Here is a 21595-nt window from a genome sequence, read left to right as displayed (position 1 = left end):
AAAACAGTTTAAGAGACGCTGCCAGAACCACTGGCAGCGTTACCTTAATCTTCCTTCTTAAAAGCATAAACATCGAAATGCTTATTAATGCAATTAGAATGAGAGAAGAAAATTGTGTTCCGATAATTCAGGCTTGTATAACTCTCTCTAAACTCTTTCAATTTATTTTTTGAATAAATCCATTCAATATTTATAAATTCTATTAACGGCATGAGAATTATCAATCCAAATAATTTCAGACAAGTTCTTCCTGATTTATAATCCATTCCATAGCCTGTTCCTTTTCGGCCAAACTAAAATACCTGATGGTTGCCTCACTAAAAGGCTTCATAACTGATAGCATCCAGTCTCTCCACTTCATCTCTCCAACTATGGCAATTTTCTCTATGTCTTCCGAATGGGTGAATTTCATTTTCCCATAGTTTAATTCTATTATTCCATCCTCCCAAAATCCAACTGTGTTTGAAATTAAGCAGTCGTCCATTTCAAAATACCACCTCACTTTTTTGCCATTATTGATAATGTTATGAATAAGCGGATGAATTTTTTCGTAATCACTTATTCCCAGAATATCGTTAGCCCTGGTGGCAATGATATTTTTTTGAGTTGTAGCCAATATCTGCAACATAATTTTCAATTTTATCTTCACTTTCGTTACCCTTCATTCAGGATTTATTGCAGGTCAGGGGCATTAAATGTATCACCCTGCTTTATATCGCCTGTCTCATAGCCTTTCTTAAACCAATACATTCGTTGTGCAGATGTGCCATGCGTAAAAGCATCTGGCATTACCTGCCCGGTTGCCTGTTTTTGCAACCTGTCATCTCCAATAGCACTGGCTGCATTCAATGCTTCATCAATATCATCTGCATCCAAAATGTCTTTCATCTTTTGTGCATGATGTGCCCAAACACCGGCATAAAAATCTGCCTGCAGTTCCATCATTACTGAATACTTGTTGAATGCAGTTTCGCTTAACTGCTGGCGCAGCCTGTTTACTTTTGCCGCAGTGCCCATCAGGTTCTGTATATGGTGCCCTACTTCATGTGTCACTACATAGGCCATCGGGAAGTCGCCTGGTGCATTGAGTTTGTATTGCAAATCCTGGTAAAAAGAAAGGTCTATATACAGTTTATTATCACCGGGACAATAGAACGGCCCTGATGCTGCACTGGCATTACCGCAGGCAGATTCAACCACACCACGAAACAATACCAGTGTTGGTTCTGAATATTGCTGACTTTTTTCTGCAAAAATTTTATTCCATACATCTTCTGTTTCCGCCAATACCACTTTTACAAACGATGCCCTTTCATCATCTGCCTTTTGTTCTTCAGGTGTTAGTTGTGCTGATTGATTTGTTTGTTCGGAAAGTTGCTGTTGTATCTGCGATGGGTCAACATTATTACCGCTTAATAAAGTATAAAGCAGGTAAATAACAATACCAACCACACCACCACCTGCGGCAATTTTGCCGCCGGATAAACCACGGCGGTCATCAACATTTGAACTTTCTCTTCTTCCTGTCCATTTCATAATTTCCTGAATTAGAATTTAAGAGATACTAAGAATTAGTGATGGCCTCCATAATGACCCCCATGATGTCCGCCATAACCATGATGCCCTAAATTAATATGATGCCCAAAATCAATATGCGGTGTGATAATAGGGTAAAGAAACGGCCTGTTGTATCCCCTGCGATACCGCCTCGAATAATTTTGATTTACTGCATTTTGATTTGGAGCAGCCTGCGTATTAAAAACATCTTTAGTACCATTGGCATAAACAATCTGCACCACTTCAGATTTACTGGCTACATACACAGGCCCGTCAGCATTATCAGCTTTGTAATAACGGATTTCTGTTGTGCCTACTTCGGCTACTTTACCATTGATAGTTTCGCCGCTGCGCAGGGTAATTACATCCTGTGCAAACAACATGGATGCTGACAACAGCATCACAAGAAATGCAAATAACTGTTTCATAATTTTAAGTTTAAGATTGAAAAATTATTTTTTCTTTGAATCCAATTCGTTTCCGTCCATTTTCATGCCCAGGGTATCGGCATCGGTTTTTTCTTTGTGGCCTGAATCATGTTTTTCTGACTTTATCTCCTGCTTGTCTTTCTCACCTGCATTTGTGCAACTGCTGCCGATAGTTATCACTACTATAGCGAGGGAAAAAAATATCTTTTGCATATTATTTATTTTAGTTTGCTTTTAAAACTTGTTTGGGTGGGTACGGAAACCCTGCCGCTCAAGGTTTTCCATTTTAAAACGGGACAAACAAAGCAGGGCTCCGACCCATATAAATTTTTATTCTTCTTCCTCCACATTATTCATCTTTGATAATAAATCATAAGCCCCGTTAATTACAACCTTGCTATTTCTGTTAAACCCCTCCGGTAATATCACTTCCGTATAACCATTTTCCGAAACACCGGTTGTTACTTCAATTCTCTTAAACGGAATATGCTTTTCAGTAGCCTCATCCTTTTTACCATCAGCAGGTTTGGTTTCTTCTTTTGTTTCATCTGCTGCAATAAAAATGTAAGACTTACCTGCTGATTGCACAATCGCTTTATCAGGCAAGGCGGTCGTGGTAGCAACACCTGTTTCTACTATTCCTTTCAGGTACATACCCGGTAATAAATTTTTATCCTCCTGTAACAGGTGTCCATGCACCCGAACTGTTCTTTCAGCACTGATTTCACGGCCAATTAAATGCACTTCTGCAAATCGTTCCTTTGTTTCATTATTCAACACAAAACGGATTTTCTGGCCTATTTTCAATTTGGGAACATCTTTTTCAAAAATGATAAGCTCCGCATGAAGGTGACGGGTATCTACAATTTCAAATAGCTCCTGGTTAGCGTTTACAAACTTGCCTATGTTCACCAGTACCTTAGTAACATAGCCTGATATAGGCGCATAAATATTTGCCCTGCCTGAGATGTTTCCGGAATTAATCTTATCAGGATTAATATTGATGAGTTGCAGCTTTGATTTTAAGCCCTGCACTCTTGCCATCATACTGTTGTACTCGCTACTCGCTTTTTGCAATGTTTTTTTGGCATTTACATTTTCCTTTGCTAATTCCTGTTGCCTTTCAAATTCTTCTTTCAGATATACCAGCTGACTCTTATAATCCAGATAATCCTGCTGAAGCTGGATAAATTCAGGATTTTCAAGTACTGCTATTACTTCGCCTTTTACTACTGGTTTACCCTGTAGTAAATCCGTACTTTTTAAAGTGCCCCCATAGGGAGAAGAAACAGTTAATAGTTGTTGTGGAGGAACATCCAGTACTCCCGATGCCCTGATAACGCTACTGAGGTTTTTATCTTCTATAGCGCCGTACTGTATGTTTACTGTTTTGAACTGGTCTTCCGACAAATCCACCATATCCGCCGCTTCAGTTTTCGTTTCTTCTGCCGGGGCAGATTCTTCATTGCCTTTAGAAGAGCAGGATGAAAGCCATATAATGGCGGTAGTGAGTATAACAAGTGAACCTAAAAATTTCTGTTTCATAATATTATTATTTAACCCGTTTTAATTAATTGATGCCGCCGATAAATTCGATAGCAATGACGGTTTGATTGTATTGGTTTAAGAGTTTGGTGTATTCCTGTTTTACAACAACAGCATTGTTGAGTGATTGTGTTAATTCATAATAACCGATTTCACCGGCAGTAAAAGCTTTTTGCGCCTGCGTAATAATGAGATTGGCCTGCGGCAAAGCTGTATTGCGATAGTAGTTGAGTTGAACTCTTTGTTTCTGCAATTCGCCAAACAGCCTTGTCAGTTCAGCCTGCAGGTTGTATTGGTAATTGGTCAGCTCTGCTTCACGGCGTACACGGTTTACTTCTGCCGCTTTTACTTTTTCTTTTTGCGCCCTGGCAAATATGGGAATGCTGATGCCCAAATTAACACCCTGGAAACGGTGGCCAACGCCATAGTATTTATCAGCGCCGTTTACGGTTTGATAACCTACTAAAGACTGATTGAAATAGCCCACCGAGAAATCAGGTTTTAATCTTGACTGCTCAACAGCTTTCTCCCTGCTTGCAATATCAATCTGCTGTTTAATAAAGGCAAGTGTGGGATTGGCAGCAATGGCAGCGGTATCAAAAGTTACCTGTATCTGCTTTTCAACAAGTAAAGTATCGGCAATGGCAGTAACAGAAGAATCAGCAGTAAAGACTTTTAGCCGGTTTAATTCAATGCGGTAATCCTCTTCCGCATTTCTCAATTGTGCCTTTATCTCATTTACCTTGCTTTCAGCATTGTAATTTTCCAGTGCATTTGTTTCACCTGTTTTATACCGCAACGCTGATGCCTTCAATACATTTTCGTAGATAGCCAGCAGTTCTTTTAACAGCCGTATTTCCTCTATCCAAAAACTTAACTGGTAGTAAGATGTCTTTGTATTTGCAGCCAGTTCAGTTTGATAAACTTTCAACTGAAGCTCACTGCTTTTGATATTGGATTCTGACAGACGTATGAGGCTTTTGAAGTAAGCCGGATTGGGTATGCCCTGATTAATACTGAAATTATTATCGTAGGCAATACGGCTGTTATACTGGCCAAAGGTGAGTCCCACATTTGTTTTGCCGTAATCCTTTACTGTTTTTTTCAACTGTTGCTGGTAGCCAATATCCAGCGTTCCTACTTTAACTAACGGATTATTCTTCATGGCTGATGTAACAGCATCATTAAGGTTTATCACTGTCTTTGGTTGTTGTGCATTTGCAGCAAATGATGAAGCCAGGAACAGGAGAATTAATGAGGGGAAGTGTTTAGCAGCAGATATTTTTTTTGCTTTTGGTTTTATTCTTTCAAACCAGGTGTATAATACCGGCAAGACTACCAACGTAAGAAAAGTAGCCGTAATCAAACCGCCGATTACAACTGTTGCTAACGGTTTTTGTACTTCTGCCCCGGAACCTGTAGATAATGCCATTGGCAAAAAGCCTAATGAAGCAACTGTTGCGGTCATTAATACTGGTCTTAACCTCACCGACGTTCCTTTTAGGATAATTGCATTTATATCTGTCATGCCTTCCTTTTTTAACCTGTTGAACTCGCTGATAAGTACAATACCATTTAATACCGCCACACCAAACAACGCAATAAAACCAACACCTGCCGAAATGCTGAATGGCATACCCCGGAACCATAAGGCAAATACACCACCTATTGCACTCATGGGTATAGCTGTAAAAATGAGTAAGGAATATTTGATTGAACCGAACGTAAAGAAGAGAAGCAGAAGAATTAATGCTAATGCCACAGGGACAGCAACAGATAATCTTTTGTTAGCCTCTTCAAGATTCTTAAACTGTCCGCCATAAGTAATAAAATAGCCAGGGGGAAGTTTTACCTGTTTGTCAATTTTTTCCTGAATCTCCTTTACAACCGATGAAATGTCACGGCCCCTTGTATTGAAGCCTACAATTATTCTGCGCTTTGCATCTTCCCGTTGTATCTGGTTAGGGCCTAACTGCAAATTGACATCGGCTACCTGTTCCAGTGGAATCTGGTTACCATCAGGTGCTGCAACAAACAATCCTTTTACATCATCAATATTCTGACGGCCTGTCTTTTCTAACCTCACCACCATATCAAACCGTTTTTCACCTTCATAAACAATACCTGCAGCTTCCCCGGCAAATGCAGCGCTGATGGTGCGGTTTACATCTTCTACATTCAGACCAAACTGAGCAATCTTATCCCTGTTTAGTTTAACAACAATCTGTGGAAGCCCGGTTACCTGTTCTACATATAAATCTTCTGCACCTTTTACCGTAGGTACAATCACACCGATTTTTTTTGCCAGGTCAGCCAGTACATCAAGGTCTTCTCCAAATATTTTAATACCCACATCCTGGCGCACACCTGAAATCAATTCATTAAAACGAAGCTGGATGGGTTGAGACAACCCATAAGAAACACCGGGAATTTTTTCCAGTTCCTTTTGCATCAGTTCGGCCAATTCTTCCCGGTTATGTGCACTGGTCCATTCTTTTTTATTTTTTAAAAGAATAGTAATGTCACATGCTTCTATGGGCATAGGGTCGGTAGGTATTTCAGAAGCGCCAATTTTTCCTATCACTTCTTTTACTTCGGGAAATTTTTTCATCAGTAAGTCCGAAGCCTGGGTTATTTTATCAATTGTCTGGCTTAAGGAACTGCCCGTCAATAACCTTGTTTCCACGGCAAAATCTCCTTCTTCCAGTGTGGGAATAAATTCACCACCTAATGTTTTAAAAATGATAAGGCTGATTACAAATACTCCCACAGCAATACTCACCACCAGCAATTTCATCTTTAATGCGCCACGTATTAATGGGGTATAAAGCCGTTGGAAAAACTTCATCATTTTATCAGAAAGATTTTCCTTGTGGCTTATTTTTTTGCTTAATACAAGGGCACTCATCATGGGTACATAAGTAAGTGAAAGCAGGAATGCACCAAGTATGGCAAATGAAACTGTTTGTGCCATCGGGCCAAACATTTTTCCTTCAATGCCAACCAATGCAAGAATAGGCAGATATACAATCAATATGATGATTTGACCAAATGCAGCAGAATTCATCATTTTACCTGCTGATTTATATACTTCATCATCCAATTGGTCTTGTGTCATTCTTCCGGGCTTTCGATGGCCCAACTGATGCATGGTTGCTTCCACAATAATCACAGCACCATCTACAATTAACCCAAAGTCAATAGCACCTAAACTCATAAGATTTCCCGACACACCAAACAGGTTCATCAACGCAATAGCGAAAAGCATAGCAAGCGGAATTACTGAAGCCACTATCAACCCCGAACGGATATTGCCAAGGAAAACCACCAATACAAAAATTACAATCAAGGCGCCTTCAATAAGGTTAGTTTTCACAGTTCCAATCGCCCTGCTGACTAAAGCACTTCTGTCAAGGAAGGGTTCAATGACTACACCTTCAGGCAAGCTTTTTTGAATTTGAATTATTTTATCTTTTACACTGTTAATTACAATACTGGAATTTGCTCCTTTCAACATCAATACAATGCCGCCAACTACTTCTCCTTCTGCATTACGGGTTAATGCTCCATATTGGGTAGCATGACCAAGTTGTACCGTTGCAATATCTCTTACAAGCACCGGTGCTCCGCCTGAAGTTCTTGTAACAACTATTTTTTCTATATCGGTGATGGTTTTAATAAAGCCTTCGCTGCGGATAAAGTAGGCGTTTGGTTTTCTATCTATATATGCACCGCCGGTATTTTGATTATTCTTTTCGAGGGCCTTAAATACATCTGCTATGGATAAATTATAGCTGCGAAGCTTATCAGTATTCAATGCAATTTCATATTGCTTTAACAGGCCGCCGAAGCTGCTTACATCAGCAATACCGGGGGTGCCAAGCAACTGACGACGCACAATCCAGTCCTGAATTGTACGTAGCGACATGGCATTGTATTTATCTTCATACCCTTTTTTTGCATGTAAAACATATTGATAAATTTCACCCAATCCGGTGGAGATAGGAGCCATTTCAGGGTTACCGATATTATTGGGTATTTGGTTACGGGCTTCTATAAGCCGTTCACCAACCTGCTGACGGGCCCAATAAATATTTGCATCATCGTGAAATACGACGGTAACAACTGATAACCCAAATCTTGAAATAGAACGGATTTCTTTGATTTCGGGAATAGTGGCCATCGTTTGTTCCACCGGAAAGGAAATCAACTGTTCTACTTCCTGTGCAGCGAGTGATGGGCTGATAGTAATGATTTGTACCTGGTTATTGGTAATATCAGGCACAGCATCAATCGGTAATTTTTTGGCCGAATAAACGCCCCATATTATTAAGGCCAGTGTAAAAAGGCCAATGACCAATTTATTTTTTATGGAGAATTGAATGATTTTATTGAGCATGTCTTAATTCTGTTTGGTTATAGATGATACCTGAAGAAATGAATAATTCTTTCCACAATGGCTGCAAGAAGAATAGCGCAGGCAATTACAATAAGAATGGTTTTAATTATTCTAATTGATAAAGGCTGTTTTCTCTTTTTGCCTTTTATAGCTTTTTTTGTTGTGGCCATGGGCCAGCAGTGGTAATGAATGATACAATAGCTGAATAAGCCAATAAATGACTTACAGCAAATTCAATAAAGGAGGGAGGTTAAGAAAGTTTGGGAGGCTGCCAGATGCTATTTTGAGCTTCTGTGCTGAACGCTACATTGTAGAGGGGATATTTCTCCGATTGAAATTCAATTTTATTTATCTGTGCCTTAGAGAAAGGAGAATAAAATGCTGAAGCTGCACAACAGGAACATGAGCAAAATGGGGAACAGGCTTCTGTATTATGCTTATGCTGCTGGTGGTTATCGGTAGCTGAAATTTTTGCTTCTGTCCTGACATTACATTCATTCCTGTCGCCACAAGGCAGGCAGGAAATGTAAAGCATTGCCAAAGACAATATTGAGAAGAATAATTTCATTGGTTGCAAAAATAGGATGTTTTGTTGCAATTTACACACCTTGCAATGTATTATTTAGCAATATTGTTGCAAATCAGGCCTTTAAGCAGCTTTAAATCATAGTTTGCCGACTATTTTTAAAACCCAAAAATACCCTCGGATTGGATAGTGTCAGCCTTTATTATTTTTCAATATGAATGTTTTGCAGAAGCATGACAAGAGCAAAAATTGCAAGAATAAAAAGAGCAAGAATAATCCAGAGGGCATATTTCAGAACCTTTGGAATTGGCTTTTTGCTCTTAACCCTTTTGTTTTTATTACTCTTCTTCGTTCTTGAAATGCTCACAGAAGTTTAAATAATTATTTACAGAATATAATTGTTTCAATAATCTTCAGTCCAATCTATTTGTTTGCAATATTTATTTATGGAACATAACAAATATCCTGAACATTGATGTTAATTCAGCGATGGGAAATTGGTAACCTTTTTCTTTCTACGTTTGATACTTACAAAAAACAATGCAAACCCACTTATCACTGTTACCAACCCGAAAATGGAAAATGCCCGAAGCAGCCAGTTACCAATATGGTCCCTGCTTTCATAATCCATGGTATGCATCATCCAAAGAAAATCAAATATGCGCCATTTATTATTTCTGAACTTTTGAATGGTTCCTAATTCACTGGCAACATAAACAGTGGTTTTTGATGGGTGTTCAAAGGTGATGGCATAAGCAGGCAGTGGGCTTTCCCTGTATTCATGATGACCATTTGTGCCTGTTAAATATTCAACTGATTTTACTTTTGGTTCACCGTTAAATCTCATTTTGGCTACATCAACTGCTTCTTCTTTTGTCAATGGGCCACGAAGTTGACCAGTAATTGCATCAGCCAGATGATTCATGGATTGGATGTCATGCTGATGATTTGCCTCGTTGTGAATGGCACTTATACAACGAACCTGGTAAAAAGGCTTACCCAAAATTTCAATCAATTGAATTGATACAACTGAATCAATGCGATGAACTTTCTTTATGGTATCAAGAACCATCGTAGGACTAACCAGTGAGATATTAGAAGATAGTAACGGCGCATTCTTTTTTTGAAAATCACCATGTACTTCATCCATATTGCTCCAACTGAAATACAGGCCGCCAATTGTCCATAATAAAAACTGGATGCCTAAAATAACGCCCAGCCAGCGGTGAGCTTTTCGTATGTAGTAGTGTTTGCTTTTTGCCATAAACTATAATATTAGTTACAATTATGAGTAATAAAAATACAATCAATGTAGTCAGTAGCCATGTGCATTAATAGTCCGATTGATATGACACGGAATTTGGGAAATAAAATCAGCAAGGTATATATCATTATTGCGATATAACTGTGCAACGGATGAAAGCCAATACTGCAGCGGCAGGGATGATAAAAAGGGATTGCTAATAAATGGTCGGCATCTATCAACATTGTTAACAATAATATAAGGTAAGCTTGTTTCCATCTTTCTCTGAAAAAGACAAAGGCTATCACTAAGGGAAAACCAAAATGAAGAAAATAATGAATAACCCTCTGAATAATTTCCATTCTTTTCTATTAGCTATCGTTATTTTACTTTCAACAGACTTGCATTAATAGCTACCACAACTGTGCTTATACTCATTAATACAGCACCGGCAGCAGGACTTAATAAAATTCCCATTTTATATAACACACCTGCCGCCAGTGGTAAAGCCACTACATTGTAACCTGTGGCCCACATTAAATTCTGCATCATCTTTTTGTAAGTGGCTTTACCAAACTGAATCAATGAAACAACGTCTTTAGGATTGCTGTTAACCAATACAATCCCTGCTGTTTCGGCGGCAATATCAGAACCGGAACCTACTGCAATTCCTACATTGGCCTGTGCCAGTGCCGGGGCATCGTTTACACCATCACCTGTCATAGCAACGTATTCGCCTTTATTTTGCAGCTCCTTTATTTTCTCTAATTTCTGATGCGGTAATACTTCAGCAAAAAAACTGTCCATGCCTAATCGTTCACTTACACCTTTTGCCACAGTTGCATTATCGCCGGTTAATAAGATTGCCTTGATATTATTTTCATGCAATGTTTTAATTGCTTCTGCTGATTCAGGTCTTATTTCATCAGCCAGTGCAATGGAGCCGGCAATATCATCATCAATTAATACAAAGACTAATGTTTCCTCCGCTTTTACAGCACTGTCTTTTGTAAGAAAAGTAAATTTTTCCTGCAGGTATCCCGGGCTTACTACCATAATATCTTTTTTGTCAATGATACCTGCTATACCCTTACCGGTTATTGCTTCAAATCCAGTAACAGCAGGAAGTTCAAGATTCAGTTCTTTTGCTTTGGCGGTTATGCCGGTTGCTATAGGATGTTCTGAATTTTGTTCAAGTGCTGCTGCGTATTTGAGTATTTGTTCCTGGGTGTATTTATCATTATGCGTTACATACCGCACCACCTGAAACTTACCAACTGTCAGCGTTCCTGTTTTATCAAATACCAGGGTAGTTATCTTTCTTGCGTTTTCAAACGCCGTTCTGTTCTTTATCAATAAACCATGTTTTGCTGATAAGGCAGTTGATTTCGCTACCACCAATGGCACTGCTAATCCTAATGCATGGGGACAGCAAATCACAATAACAGTTACCATCCGTTCAATAGAGAATGCCAAATCCTTTCCGGATAAATACCAGACAAGAAATGTGGTAATGCCTGCTACAATAGCAATCAGAGTAAGCCATCTTGCCGCCCTGTCTGCGATTAGCTGTGTTTTGGATTTTGATTTTTGAGCATCCTGTACCAGCTTTATTACCTGCGACAAATAAGAATCCTTGGCTCCATGTGATACAGAGACTTTTATAGCTCCATTGCCATTGATAGAACCTGCAATTACTTTGTCGCCCTTTGTTTTTTCAACTGGTTTTGATTCACCTGTAAGCATTGATTCGTTAAGATAACTTTCGCCATCTGCAATAATACCATCTGCGGCAACCTTCTCGCCGGGTTTGATAAGTATCACATCATTTTCTTTCAGCGATTCTGTTTTTACATCGGTTACATTATCTCCTTTTACCAAATGTGCATCATCGGGCATTAACTGTACTAATAATTCAAGTTCCCTTGATGCACCGGCCACAGATTTCATTTCTATCCAGTGGCCCAGCAGCATTATTAAAATCAATGTGGCCAGTTCCCAAAAGAAATCCATGCCTTTCAATCCAAACACAGTTGCCACACTGTAGATATATGCTACTGAAATGGCAAATGCTACCAATGTCATCATACCGGGATTCTTGGCCCGCATTTCTCCAATCAATCCTTTCAAAAAAGGCCAGCCACCATAAAAGAATACGAGAGATGATAAAACGAGCAATACATATTTTGAACCGGGGAAACTGATATGAATATTCAGCCAATGCTGTATCATTTCTGATAATAACATGATTGGTATGGTCAGCACTAAAACAATATAGAATCGTTTTTTAAAATCCGCTATGCCGGATGCATGAGCTTCATATCCGTTATGTGCACCTGGTTTAGTTAGTGGTACAAGTGTCATCCCACACAAAGGGCATTTGCCGGGATTATCCTGTATTATTTGCGGGTGCATAGGACAGGTGTATTTCTGAAACCCTTGTGTGTTTTGCATCTCCGCAACAGGCGGAATATATTTTGTATTAGAAGAGTGTTCTTCATTAATATATTCTGAATGTTGATGGGGCGAAGGAGAATGTTCTTCCTCTTTTGCATTAACAGCAACGAGGCTCATTCCGCATTTGGGACAACTGCCGGGTTCATTTTTCACAATTTCAGGATGCATCGGGCAGGTGTATAGCTGTTGGTTGTGGTGATTATGTTCCATAAAACTTATTTATACGTTATCTAAAAAATTCAATAGTGCCATGTCAACCCAATTCCCCATTTATAATCGCTGTCATAATTTGTACTGATGGAAAACGATTTGGCAATCATATATCTTGCCGCAACATTATACTCCTTGTCAGTATTTACCCTGAAATCAAAAAAGAAATTATTGCTCAGGGGTAAATCTCTTCTCTCCAATTGCAGCCTTAAACGACCGGTGTGGTCAATTCTCCATTCAGAACGGATAAGCATTGGTAATAAATAGTAAAAGCCAGCATCAAAAACCCTGCGGTTATCTTTTGAATTAGGTTTATTTGCTAATGGCAGCGTTTTATTTTTTCGATAATCATATCCTACATAAAAAGCGAGGTATTGTTTTTTGTCCAAATAGCGAAGTAAATGTGTTTCCGTCTCGTAATTCCCCTTCCAGCTTGCCCTGCCTTCAAATTCCAGTGCCGTTTTATTGTTGGAAATATTTCCACTTAACCATGCCCCCTGTGAATGCACTGATAAATCATACCAGGGATAAAGAACATTATCTTCTTTCTTTAATTTCCGGTATCCGGTTTTTGCAAATTCATTTTGTTCGCTTCCGTCATAGCTTACAATCCGTGCCATACCTGCCATCATGTGGTATAAAATATGGCAATGAAAAAACCAGTCCTGCTCTTCGTTGGCATCAAACTCAATAGTAACAGTTTCCATTGGTTTAATATCAAATGTGTGTTTCATAGGTGAATACTCACCCTGTACATTAATGAAACGGAAGAAGTGCCCATGCAAATGCAAGGGGTGGCGCATCATGGTATTATTGGTTAATACAAACCTTACCTTTTCACCCTTTCGGATAAGTATTTTATCAGCAACAGATAATGTCTTAAAATCAAATGACCAAACATACCGCAGCATATTGCCGGTAAGTGTGAGTTTTACTTCCCGTGGCTTTAACGAAGAATCTAAAGTAGTTGGATGCAGTGCTCTCAACATATTGTAATTAAATTCACCCGGCATTTCCATTTTCATATCCATGCCAGCCATATCACTCATCTTCATGGCCTCCATACTATTCATATCCATTTCCTTTTTTGGCGATGCAGTATCGTTGGGCATATTCATATTTTTCATATCCATACCCTGCATGTTGCCCATGTCCATCACTTTCATATTCATGCTGCTCATTTCCTTCATCATTTTAAAATAATTCAGCCTTGGAATATCAGGGGCTTTAATAACAGGGCCGTTACCGAAATAAGCAGATGAGTATCCTGTTACATCCCATGAAGTAGCCCGAAGCTCAGCGGCGCCAGATTCGGGTACAGTAATCAATACATCATAGGTTTCTGCAATAGCGATTTCAAGTTTATTTACATTAACCGGCGTAACATTAATACCATCGGCAGCAATTATCCGCATATAGCTATTTGCATATTGCAGGTTGAAATATGTAGAGGCGGAACCGTTAATAATCCGCAGCCGTATTATTTCTCCCGGCTTTGCATCTTTAAATTCATTTGTTTCCTGGCCGTTCAGTAAGAATTTGTTGTAATAAACATCAGATACATCCATAGCGGGCATACGCTGCCATTCCTGTTTGAGTTTATCTTTGAATGCGCCTGCAGCAATTGCTTCTCCATAGCTTTGCAATGCACCTTTTTTAATAGCATACCATTCGCCACCACGTTTCAGGTAACGCATCACCTGATGTGGGTTCTCATCTGTCCAGTCTGATAATAGTAAAACATATTCCTTTAGTTCAGGTTCTGGTTGGGCAGGGTGAATTACAATAGAACCATACAGACCACTTTGTTCCTGCAACATAGTGTGGGAGTGATACCAGTAAGTGCCGCTTTGTATCAATGGAAAAGTGAAAGTATAGGTTTTGCCAGCTTCCAAAGGGGAAGTTGTTAAATAAGGAACACCATCTTCTTTGTTAGGCAATAATATGCCATGCCAGTGAATTGATGTTTCCATCTTCATCATGTTGTGCACTCTGATAATAGCAGTATCGCCTTCGGTAAATTCAAGAATGGGGGCCGGAATCTGTCCGTTAATAGCAATAGCATGACGGTGTTTGCCGGTAAAGTTTACCATCGTGTCGGTTACATACAGGTCGTACTCCACTTTCTTTCCCTTATAATTTTCTTCTGGTACAAGTTGGGTTTCCTTTAAAGGGAAATTGTATGATGTAATTTTTTTCTCTCCGCTGCCTATTGCTCCTGGCATGGAGTGTTTCATCTGTGCAATAGTGCAAAACGGAATCAGTAATACAAGTGAAAGCAGTTTCTTCATGTGTAAATCATTTATTGTTTATGCTGCTTATAATTCTTTTTACGAGCCGGGTTATTGTCGGGAAAACGCAATGTGTCCATCGGGTTTTTTGCAGGCATTTTCATGTTGTCCATACCAGGCATGTTATTCATGTCTTTCATATTACCGGATGAGTCCATTTTCATCTTATCCATTCCCGGCATGTTGTTCATATCTTTCATGTTCATGGAAGAATCCATTTTCATATCCTTCATGTCTTTCATTTTATCCATGCCAGACATATTCTTCATGTCCTTCATCTTATCCATACCTTTCATACCTTTCATACCCTTCATATCTTTCATGCCTGCGTTTTTATCCATACCGGGCATGGTCATGTCCTTCATGCTTTTCATATTCATGGACGAGTCCTTTTTCATGTTATCCATTCCCGGCATTTTATCCATGTTGTTCATACCGGGCATGGTATCGGTCATTTTCATGGAGCTATCATTCTTCATATCCATATCCTTCATGTCTTCCATATCTCCACCCTCACCATGACCTTTCATTAAATATTTGCCCATTGGGCCCACACCAGCCACATGGGTAAGTTTTGCTCCATGATGCCCCGCAATGGATAAAAAAACAGCAGCGATGATGGCGGCAATCAGCACTATAATTTCAAATGAACGCCGGTTGATTTTGAAAAATACACCGATGCTTTTCAGCAAAAATGTAATACCACTCATCCATAATGTTAATTGAGCATATTTTTCATGTTGCTCAAATATCTCCAAAGCCGCTTTGGGAGCATCCACTGATGGCTCTGCATGAAAGATAGTGCTGGCAGCAAGGGATGAAAAGAAAGCACCGCCTATGATAACAAGTGTAACCCATTTAATCTGCTTCAGGTCTTTCCAAACCAGAACGGCCTGTAAAGCGGCTGCCAATAAAATAAGTACAATAGGAAAATGTACTGCCAATGGATGTAATGAAGGAAAGTCTTTGAACATAGTAAATTACTTTAGTGCTGCTATTATTTTGAGAACCTGAAATCAAACTCAACTCTTATCTTTTCCCATACTACAGCAATCCTGCCAGTTTCGCTTTTTCCTGTTTCAATAAAATATTGCAACCGCTCTGTATGCTCACTTTTCTTAGGCTTTACTTTCACCCTGATAATATCATCTTTTTCATCATACTCTGCGGCAAGGTGCTGTTTCCAGTTTTTATTTATTATCAGCGTCCATTCCTTTTCACCAGGGATAGTGAAGAAAGCATATTTACCTGCCGGTATTTCTTTACCATTAATAACAAATGCCTTTGGCATTTCCAGGGTAGTGGCATCATGTGCACCTGTTACCCATACTTCATCATAAGGAACAAGGCCACCCCATATTATTCTTTTACGAACGCCGGGAGAATGATAATTGATTTTTATACTGTCGCCATGGATTACAGCAAAAGCCATGGATTTAATACTTTTCTTGCTGGTATCTTTTACCAAATTGGGATTGTAGCAAACCTCTTCTTTCTTTTGTTCCTGTGCTGTTGCCGTAAATGCTGTTGCTATTAGTAAAAGCAGTAAATAAAATTTCTTTTTCATGATACTATCTATTTGTATTTATATTTTTTCTGCACCGATTATTTGAACTTCTCCAAACATGGTTTTGAAACGCTTTTTAACTACTACATTTTCAAACCCTGCATCCGAAATCATTTCAGGTAATAGCCCTTTAGCATTTGCATGTGTGGATTTAAAGCCATCCAATATCCTAATCAAATTAAAAAGCGTTCTTTGAATCCATGACCTGGAGCGGCCAAAGTCTGCAATAGTCAACTGTCCATCTTTATTTAAAATCCTGAATATTTCTGCCAGCATATTTTGTTTTACATCAGTATCAAGGTGATGAAAAACCAGGCAGGATATGACCCTGTCAAAAGCATTAGGCTGAAAGGGCAAATGTTTTCCATCATAATCAAGTAAAAAAACATCCAGCTTTTCTTCTTTTATCTTTTTTGCTGCTTTCACCAATATCTCTTTATCAACATCAATGCCTGTTACTTTAGCCTCCGGCGATGATTGTTTTGCCATGATAGTTAATGTAGCAGTGCCGCAACCAAAATCAAGGAGCTTTGCACTTGCATAGATGTCCGCACTTGAAATCAATACCTGTTTAATTTTTTTCTCAGGCATAGTAATGCCGAGAAAGAAATCGTACAAAGGCGTAAGCCATTTGAACCTGAGTGCCGGTATAAATTTTGTTTGCTCCATTACAATCACTTTATTTTAAAGTAATACTTGAATTAAATCCGATTTAAAAAGAGTTATCAATTGGTGGGTGCGGAAACCCTGCCCCTCAAGGTTTTCCATTTTAAAACGGGACAAACAAAGCAGGGCTCCGACCCATGTTTTCTACAATTAATGATGCCCGCCATGACCTCCGTGATGGCCGCTATAGCCGTGATGCCCAAAATCAATATGATGCCCCAAATCAATATGCGGTATAATGATGGGATATACAAACGGCCTGTAATATCCCCTGCGATAACGCCAGGAATAATTTTGATTTACTGCATTTTGGTTGGGGGCAGCCTGTGTGTTAAAAATATCTTTAGTGCCATTGGCATAAACAATCTGCACCACATCTGACTTGCTGGCTGCATACACCGGCCCGTCAGCATTATCAGCTTTGTAATAACGGATTTCTGTTGTGCCTACTTCAGCTACTTTACCATTAATGGTTTCGCCGCTGCGCAGGGTAATTACATCCTGTGCAAACAGCATGGATGCTGAAAACAGCATCACAAGAAATGCAAATAACTGTTTCATAATTTTAAGTTTTAAATGATACTTAGTTTTTAAAATCAAATTCATGTCAATTGACGAAATATCCAGCCAGTGCTTAACTTATCATAAGTAAAGAGTCATCTCCTGCTTTGCTTTTTTGCCGGTGCAGGGGGCTTTACCGGATAATTCTCCAAAAGTGTATGTACGGCAGGATGCAATTCCCTTTGCAAAGTGGAAGGGTCGTATAAATCGGCTTCCACTGTGGCAGTATAAATAAACTTATTCTGCTTCCTGTCAATAACATTTACAGTTATAGCTCCCCGGATATATTCCACTGTTTTTGTAGTATAACCGTATGTATAGCTGTTATAATTGTAATTCAATGGCCTGTTATAATAGTAAGCCCTTGGGTTAACGTTATAATAAGGGTTGTGAGGCGAAATGGCCCTGTATTGATAGGCATTATTATAATTATAGGCAGGAACAGTTGTACGAACCTGTTCAGTCCTGCTCTTTTTACTTTCTGTTACTTTGAGTTCAAAGAGCACATCCGGATTGTCATTATCTAAAGTCATACCCCTTGCCGCCAGTTCATGTGAAAAATAATTGATGGTATTATTGAAAATAATCTGATTATGATAAGGAGTATTATCATTATCGGAATGGGGAATCCAGGAAAATGTCTTGTATCTGCTGAAATCCACAGTTTGGTCGTAATCATTATACGACAAATTATAAGCAGTACTGCATCCTGATACAATAGCTGTAACAAGAAACAAAATGAAAATTCTGTATTTCATTACTTTTAGTTTAAAGGTTGACAAAATTGTTTACCAACACTCACCCTTTAAAAAAGGGGTTTACTTTTATATCTCCGTTATTCCATATCTTTTTTGTTCTGTTCAGCTATATATTTATCCAATGCTTTTTTGCCAAACTGTTTGAACACAACAGGTGTTACAATCATATCTAATAAAGTAGAGCTGATTAAACCGCCGAGTATAACAGTAGCAACAGGGTATAATATTTCTTTTCCCGGTGCTGTAGCATCCAGCGTTAATGGAATTAAGGCTAATGCCGCAACCAAGGCAGTCATTAATACCGGCACTAACCTTTCCAGCGAACCACGGATAATCATCTTATCACTGAATGTTTCACCCTCATGCTGTACCAGGTGTATGTAATGGCTTATCATCATAATACCATTCCGTGATGCGATACCTGTAAGTGTAATAAAGCCGACCATTGTAGCAATAGAAAAAACACCGCCGGTGAGTAATACGGCCACTACACTTCCTATCAACGCCAGAGGCACATTAAGCATAATTTGAAGCGCAATACGGCTTGATTTGAAATGGCTGTACAGTACAAGGAAGATACCAGCAATTGAGAAAATGCTAAGTATTGTTATAAGCTTTGAAGCTGATTGCTGGCTTTCAAACTGGCCGCCCCATTGCAAGAAGTACCCCTGCGGCAGTTGTAATTGTTCATTCACCTTTTGCTGCATTTCTTTTACTGTGCTGCCAAGGTCTCTGCCCTGCACATTGGCCGAAACTACAATTCGTCGTAATGTGTTTTCGTGGTAAACAGAATTGACACCGCTTTCCATTTCAATTTGAGCAACTTGCTTTAGTGGAATTAATGAACCATCTGATGTTGCGATTTGCGTATTGCCGATTTCATCAAGATTATTTCTTACGCTGTCTGAGGTTCGCAAAACTATATCAAATGTTTTTTGACCATCCAGTATCTGGGTACTTACTTTACCGTTGTAAAATATTTCAATATCCTCAGCTACTTTACCCACCTGTAATCCATACCGCTGCACAGCCGCCCGGTCTATTTTTATACTTAGCTGGGGCACCAATACCTGCTTTTCAACCTGTACATCTACTGCGCCGGGAACTGTACTGATAATATCTTTTAGCCTGGCGGCATTACTGCGTAAATCAGCCAAATCATTTCCAAAGATTTTGATGGCAATCTGTGCCCGCACACCGGAGAGTAAATGGTCAAGCCGGTGAGAAATGGGTTGCCCTATATTTACCGTTACACCTTTTAACACGGATAATCTTTCTCTTATCTGGGCAAGTATTTCATCCCTGTTACCAATTTTATCAGGGTATAATGCTACTTCAATTTCAGAATTGCTTGGTGGTTCGGCATGTTCATCCAGTTCGGCCCTGCCGGTGCGGCGTGCAGTAAGTTGAACACCATCAACTTTTAAAATTTCTTTTTCGGCAATGCTGCCTGTTTTGTTTGCTTCCTCCAGTGAAGTTCCTGGCGGCAGCGATAGATTAATGGTAAAACTACCTTCATTAAATGGGGGTAAGAACTCTGTCCCCAAAAAAGGGATGATACTCATGGAAGCTACAATCATGGCGATTGCAATTCCAATAACTATTTTCGGACGTTTTAATCCTATTTTAAGTAATTTAATATCCTGCCGTTTTAAGAACTTCACAAAAGTGCTGTCATCATGCGAAGATGCGTATAGAGCTTCTTCTTCAATCGTTCGTCCATGAGGTTTTTCCTGTTCTGCTTCTTCAAATGTATGGGTGTGTTTTTTTCTTCCTTTCCAGAATGCAAGATTTACATGGTCGAGATTTCTTTTCTTACCTAACAGGTAGCTGCACAAAGCAGGTGTAACAGTGAGTGACACGGCTAAAGAAGCTATGATGGAAGTGATGTAGGCAATACCCAATGGTGCAAATATTTTTCCTTCAATCCCCTGCAGATAAAACAATGGCAGAAATACGAGTACCACGATAATAGTGGCGTAAACAATAGAATTTCTTACCTCACTGCTGGCTTCATAAATCACCTTCATAAGCGGTCTTGGATTGGGGCTTGTCCAGTTTTCTTTTAATCGCCGGAATACATTTTCTACATCCACAATTGCATCATCTACCAACTCTCCAATGGCAATGGCAAGACCACCGAGTGTAAGTGTATTGATAGATATCCCAAACATTTTAAAAACAATAGCGGTGATAATAAGTGATAAAGGAATTGCGGTGAGTGTAATGATGGTGGTTCTGAAATTAAGCAGGAAGAGAAACAAAATGATAATAACCAGGATAAATCCATCCCTTAATGCGTCTTCAACATTAGTGAGGGAGTTTTCAATAAAATGTTTTTGTTGAAATACGTCAGTATTAATCTTTACATCAGACGGCACTGATTTTTTTACATCATCAATTGCTTTAATGATTTCTGCTGTTAGTGTAACCGTATTTGCATTCGGCTGTTTTTCTATGCTGAGTATCACCGCAGGTTTGCCATTCAAAGAACCGTCACCTCTTTTTATTGGTCCTCCAAATTTTACTTCGGCCAGTTGGCGAAGAAGTACAGGTGCGCCATTTTTATTGGCGACTACTGTATTGGCCAAATCTTCCAATGTATTTGCCCGTGCAAGATTACGAACCAATACTTCAGAGCCTTTATTGTCATTTACAAAACCACCGGTTGTATTGATATTGGTAAGTTGCAAAGCATTGTCAACATCACCAACAGATAGATTATACTGCCGTAATTTATCGGGAGAAATTAAAACCTGGTACTGCATCCGAACGCCGCCAATGGGAATTACCTGTGCAATACCTTTAACACTCATCAGCCTTCTGCGAATAACAAAATCACTAAGTGTCCTTAAATCTGCAGGGGATGTGGTATCGGATGAAACGGCTATCATCATAAATTGCCCCATAACAGAACTGATTGGCCCCATTACAGGCACAATCTTATTAGGTAATTGAACCGTTTGTATTTTTTCGGCAGTTAACTGCCTTGCACGGTATATATCTGTGTTCCAGTCAAACTCTACAAATACCAAACCCAATCCGGGGGATGCCACTGACCTTACTACTTCTACTCCCGGTGCGCCATTTAAAGAAGTTTCAACAGGTAATATAACCTGTGCTTCAATTTCTTCCGGCGACATACCATTAGATTCAAGGAAAATAGTTACCCTTGGCCGGTTTAAATCTGGTAATACATCTACAGGCAGGTTTACCAAAGTAAAAACGCCATACACCATTAACAGGGCAGCCATTGCCACTACAAGTAAACGGTTCTTAAGAGAGAAGTGTATGAGTCTGTTAAGCATCTTGATTTATTTATTAAATATTAAATTTTTAAATTGTAATATATCCGGGCTTAGTTCTGTCAATTATTATTGCATCGCA

General features: G+C 39.2%; 18 protein-coding genes. 1 reads left to right on the top strand and 17 read right to left on the bottom strand.

The window, feature by feature from the left end:
• Positions 1-235: 235 nt before the first annotated feature.
• The 6 genes from SEDOR53_RS0109480 to SEDOR53_RS0109455 all read right to left on the bottom strand — a co-directional run bounded on the left by SEDOR53_RS0109480 (position 236) and on the right by SEDOR53_RS0109455 (position 7929).
• On the bottom strand, positions 236-628 hold the full coding sequence (locus tag SEDOR53_RS0109480; protein ID WP_026769507.1) for an STAS/SEC14 domain-containing protein: 393 nt from the start codon (positions 626-628) through the stop codon (positions 236-238).
• Between the two features lie 44 nt (positions 629-672).
• Positions 673-1536, bottom strand: coding sequence for a neutral zinc metallopeptidase (locus SEDOR53_RS0109475; protein WP_026769506.1), 864 nt, complete (start codon positions 1534-1536; stop codon positions 673-675).
• Between the two features lie 35 nt (positions 1537-1571).
• The gene (locus tag SEDOR53_RS17620; RefSeq protein ID WP_037360938.1) at positions 1572-1985 is read right to left on the bottom strand and encodes a hypothetical protein; all 414 of its coding nucleotides are present in this window, start codon (positions 1983-1985) and stop codon (positions 1572-1574) included.
• A 24-nt stretch (positions 1986-2009) separates the two neighbouring features.
• Positions 2010-2198 carry a hypothetical protein gene (locus SEDOR53_RS0109465; RefSeq protein ID WP_026769505.1) on the bottom strand — a complete coding sequence of 63 codons (189 nt, stop codon included), beginning with the start codon at positions 2196-2198 and terminating at the stop codon, positions 2010-2012.
• A 117-nt stretch (positions 2199-2315) separates the two neighbouring features.
• The gene (locus tag SEDOR53_RS0109460; protein WP_026769504.1) at positions 2316-3530 is read right to left on the bottom strand and encodes an efflux RND transporter periplasmic adaptor subunit; all 1215 of its coding nucleotides are present in this window, start codon (positions 3528-3530) and stop codon (positions 2316-2318) included.
• A 25-nt stretch (positions 3531-3555) separates the two neighbouring features.
• Positions 3556-7929: a CusA/CzcA family heavy metal efflux RND transporter gene (locus tag SEDOR53_RS0109455; protein WP_026769503.1), complete on the bottom strand. Its 4374-nt coding sequence runs from the start codon at positions 7927-7929 to the stop codon at positions 3556-3558.
• 57 nt (positions 7930-7986) lie between these two features.
• Between SEDOR53_RS0109455 and SEDOR53_RS19385 the strand changes: the two genes are divergently transcribed.
• Positions 7987-8115: a hypothetical protein gene (locus SEDOR53_RS19385; protein ID WP_255346343.1), complete on the top strand. Its 129-nt coding sequence runs from the start codon at positions 7987-7989 to the stop codon at positions 8113-8115.
• A gap of 64 nt (positions 8116-8179) precedes the next feature.
• Here SEDOR53_RS19385 and SEDOR53_RS19485 read toward each other — a convergent pair whose 3' ends face one another.
• The 11 genes from SEDOR53_RS19485 to SEDOR53_RS0109395 all read right to left on the bottom strand — a co-directional run bounded on the left by SEDOR53_RS19485 (position 8180) and on the right by SEDOR53_RS0109395 (position 21516).
• Entirely contained in the window at positions 8180-8497 is a 318-nt protein-coding gene (locus tag SEDOR53_RS19485; RefSeq protein ID WP_369751292.1) for a DUF6660 family protein, read from the bottom strand.
• A 436-nt stretch (positions 8498-8933) separates the two neighbouring features.
• Positions 8934-9719, bottom strand: coding sequence for a hypothetical protein (locus SEDOR53_RS0109435; protein ID WP_026769502.1), 786 nt, complete (start codon positions 9717-9719; stop codon positions 8934-8936).
• 11 nt (positions 9720-9730) lie between these two features.
• Positions 9731-10060: a DUF6122 family protein gene (locus tag SEDOR53_RS19480; RefSeq protein ID WP_369751291.1), complete on the bottom strand. Its 330-nt coding sequence runs from the start codon at positions 10058-10060 to the stop codon at positions 9731-9733.
• 19 nt (positions 10061-10079) lie between these two features.
• Positions 10080-12365 (bottom strand): copper-translocating P-type ATPase, encoded by a 2286-nt coding sequence (locus tag SEDOR53_RS17615; RefSeq protein WP_232214754.1) that lies wholly within the window; start codon positions 12363-12365, stop codon positions 10080-10082.
• A gap of 29 nt (positions 12366-12394) precedes the next feature.
• On the bottom strand, positions 12395-14656 hold the full coding sequence (locus tag SEDOR53_RS17610; RefSeq protein WP_051416580.1) for a multicopper oxidase domain-containing protein: 2262 nt from the start codon (positions 14654-14656) through the stop codon (positions 12395-12397).
• Positions 14657-14667: 11 nt separating this feature from the next.
• Positions 14668-15630: a DUF2231 domain-containing protein gene (locus SEDOR53_RS18560; RefSeq protein ID WP_051416579.1), complete on the bottom strand. Its 963-nt coding sequence runs from the start codon at positions 15628-15630 to the stop codon at positions 14668-14670.
• A 23-nt stretch (positions 15631-15653) separates the two neighbouring features.
• The gene (locus SEDOR53_RS0109415) at positions 15654-16223 is read right to left on the bottom strand and encodes a DUF2911 domain-containing protein (RefSeq protein ID WP_026769501.1); all 570 of its coding nucleotides are present in this window, start codon (positions 16221-16223) and stop codon (positions 15654-15656) included.
• 18 nt (positions 16224-16241) lie between these two features.
• Positions 16242-16892 (bottom strand): class I SAM-dependent methyltransferase, encoded by a 651-nt coding sequence (locus SEDOR53_RS0109410; RefSeq protein WP_026769500.1) that lies wholly within the window; start codon positions 16890-16892, stop codon positions 16242-16244.
• A 147-nt stretch (positions 16893-17039) separates the two neighbouring features.
• A complete protein-coding gene (locus tag SEDOR53_RS0109405; RefSeq protein ID WP_026769499.1) occupies positions 17040-17450 on the bottom strand; it encodes a hypothetical protein in 411 nt (136 codons plus the stop codon).
• 95 nt (positions 17451-17545) lie between these two features.
• Positions 17546-18208, bottom strand: a complete 663-nt coding sequence (locus SEDOR53_RS0109400; RefSeq protein WP_026769498.1) for a DUF4136 domain-containing protein — start codon at positions 18206-18208, stop codon at positions 17546-17548.
• A gap of 77 nt (positions 18209-18285) precedes the next feature.
• A complete protein-coding gene (locus SEDOR53_RS0109395) occupies positions 18286-21516 on the bottom strand; it encodes an efflux RND transporter permease subunit (protein ID WP_026769497.1) in 3231 nt (1076 codons plus the stop codon).
• Positions 21517-21595: the final 79 nt, after the last annotated feature.

The organism is Asinibacterium sp. OR53 (assembly GCF_000515315.1).
Lineage (GTDB): Bacteria > Bacteroidota > Bacteroidia > Chitinophagales > Chitinophagaceae > Sediminibacterium.
The sequence above is the reverse complement of the archived record's forward strand: the minus strand, read 5'-3'. Positions and strand labels throughout refer to the sequence as shown.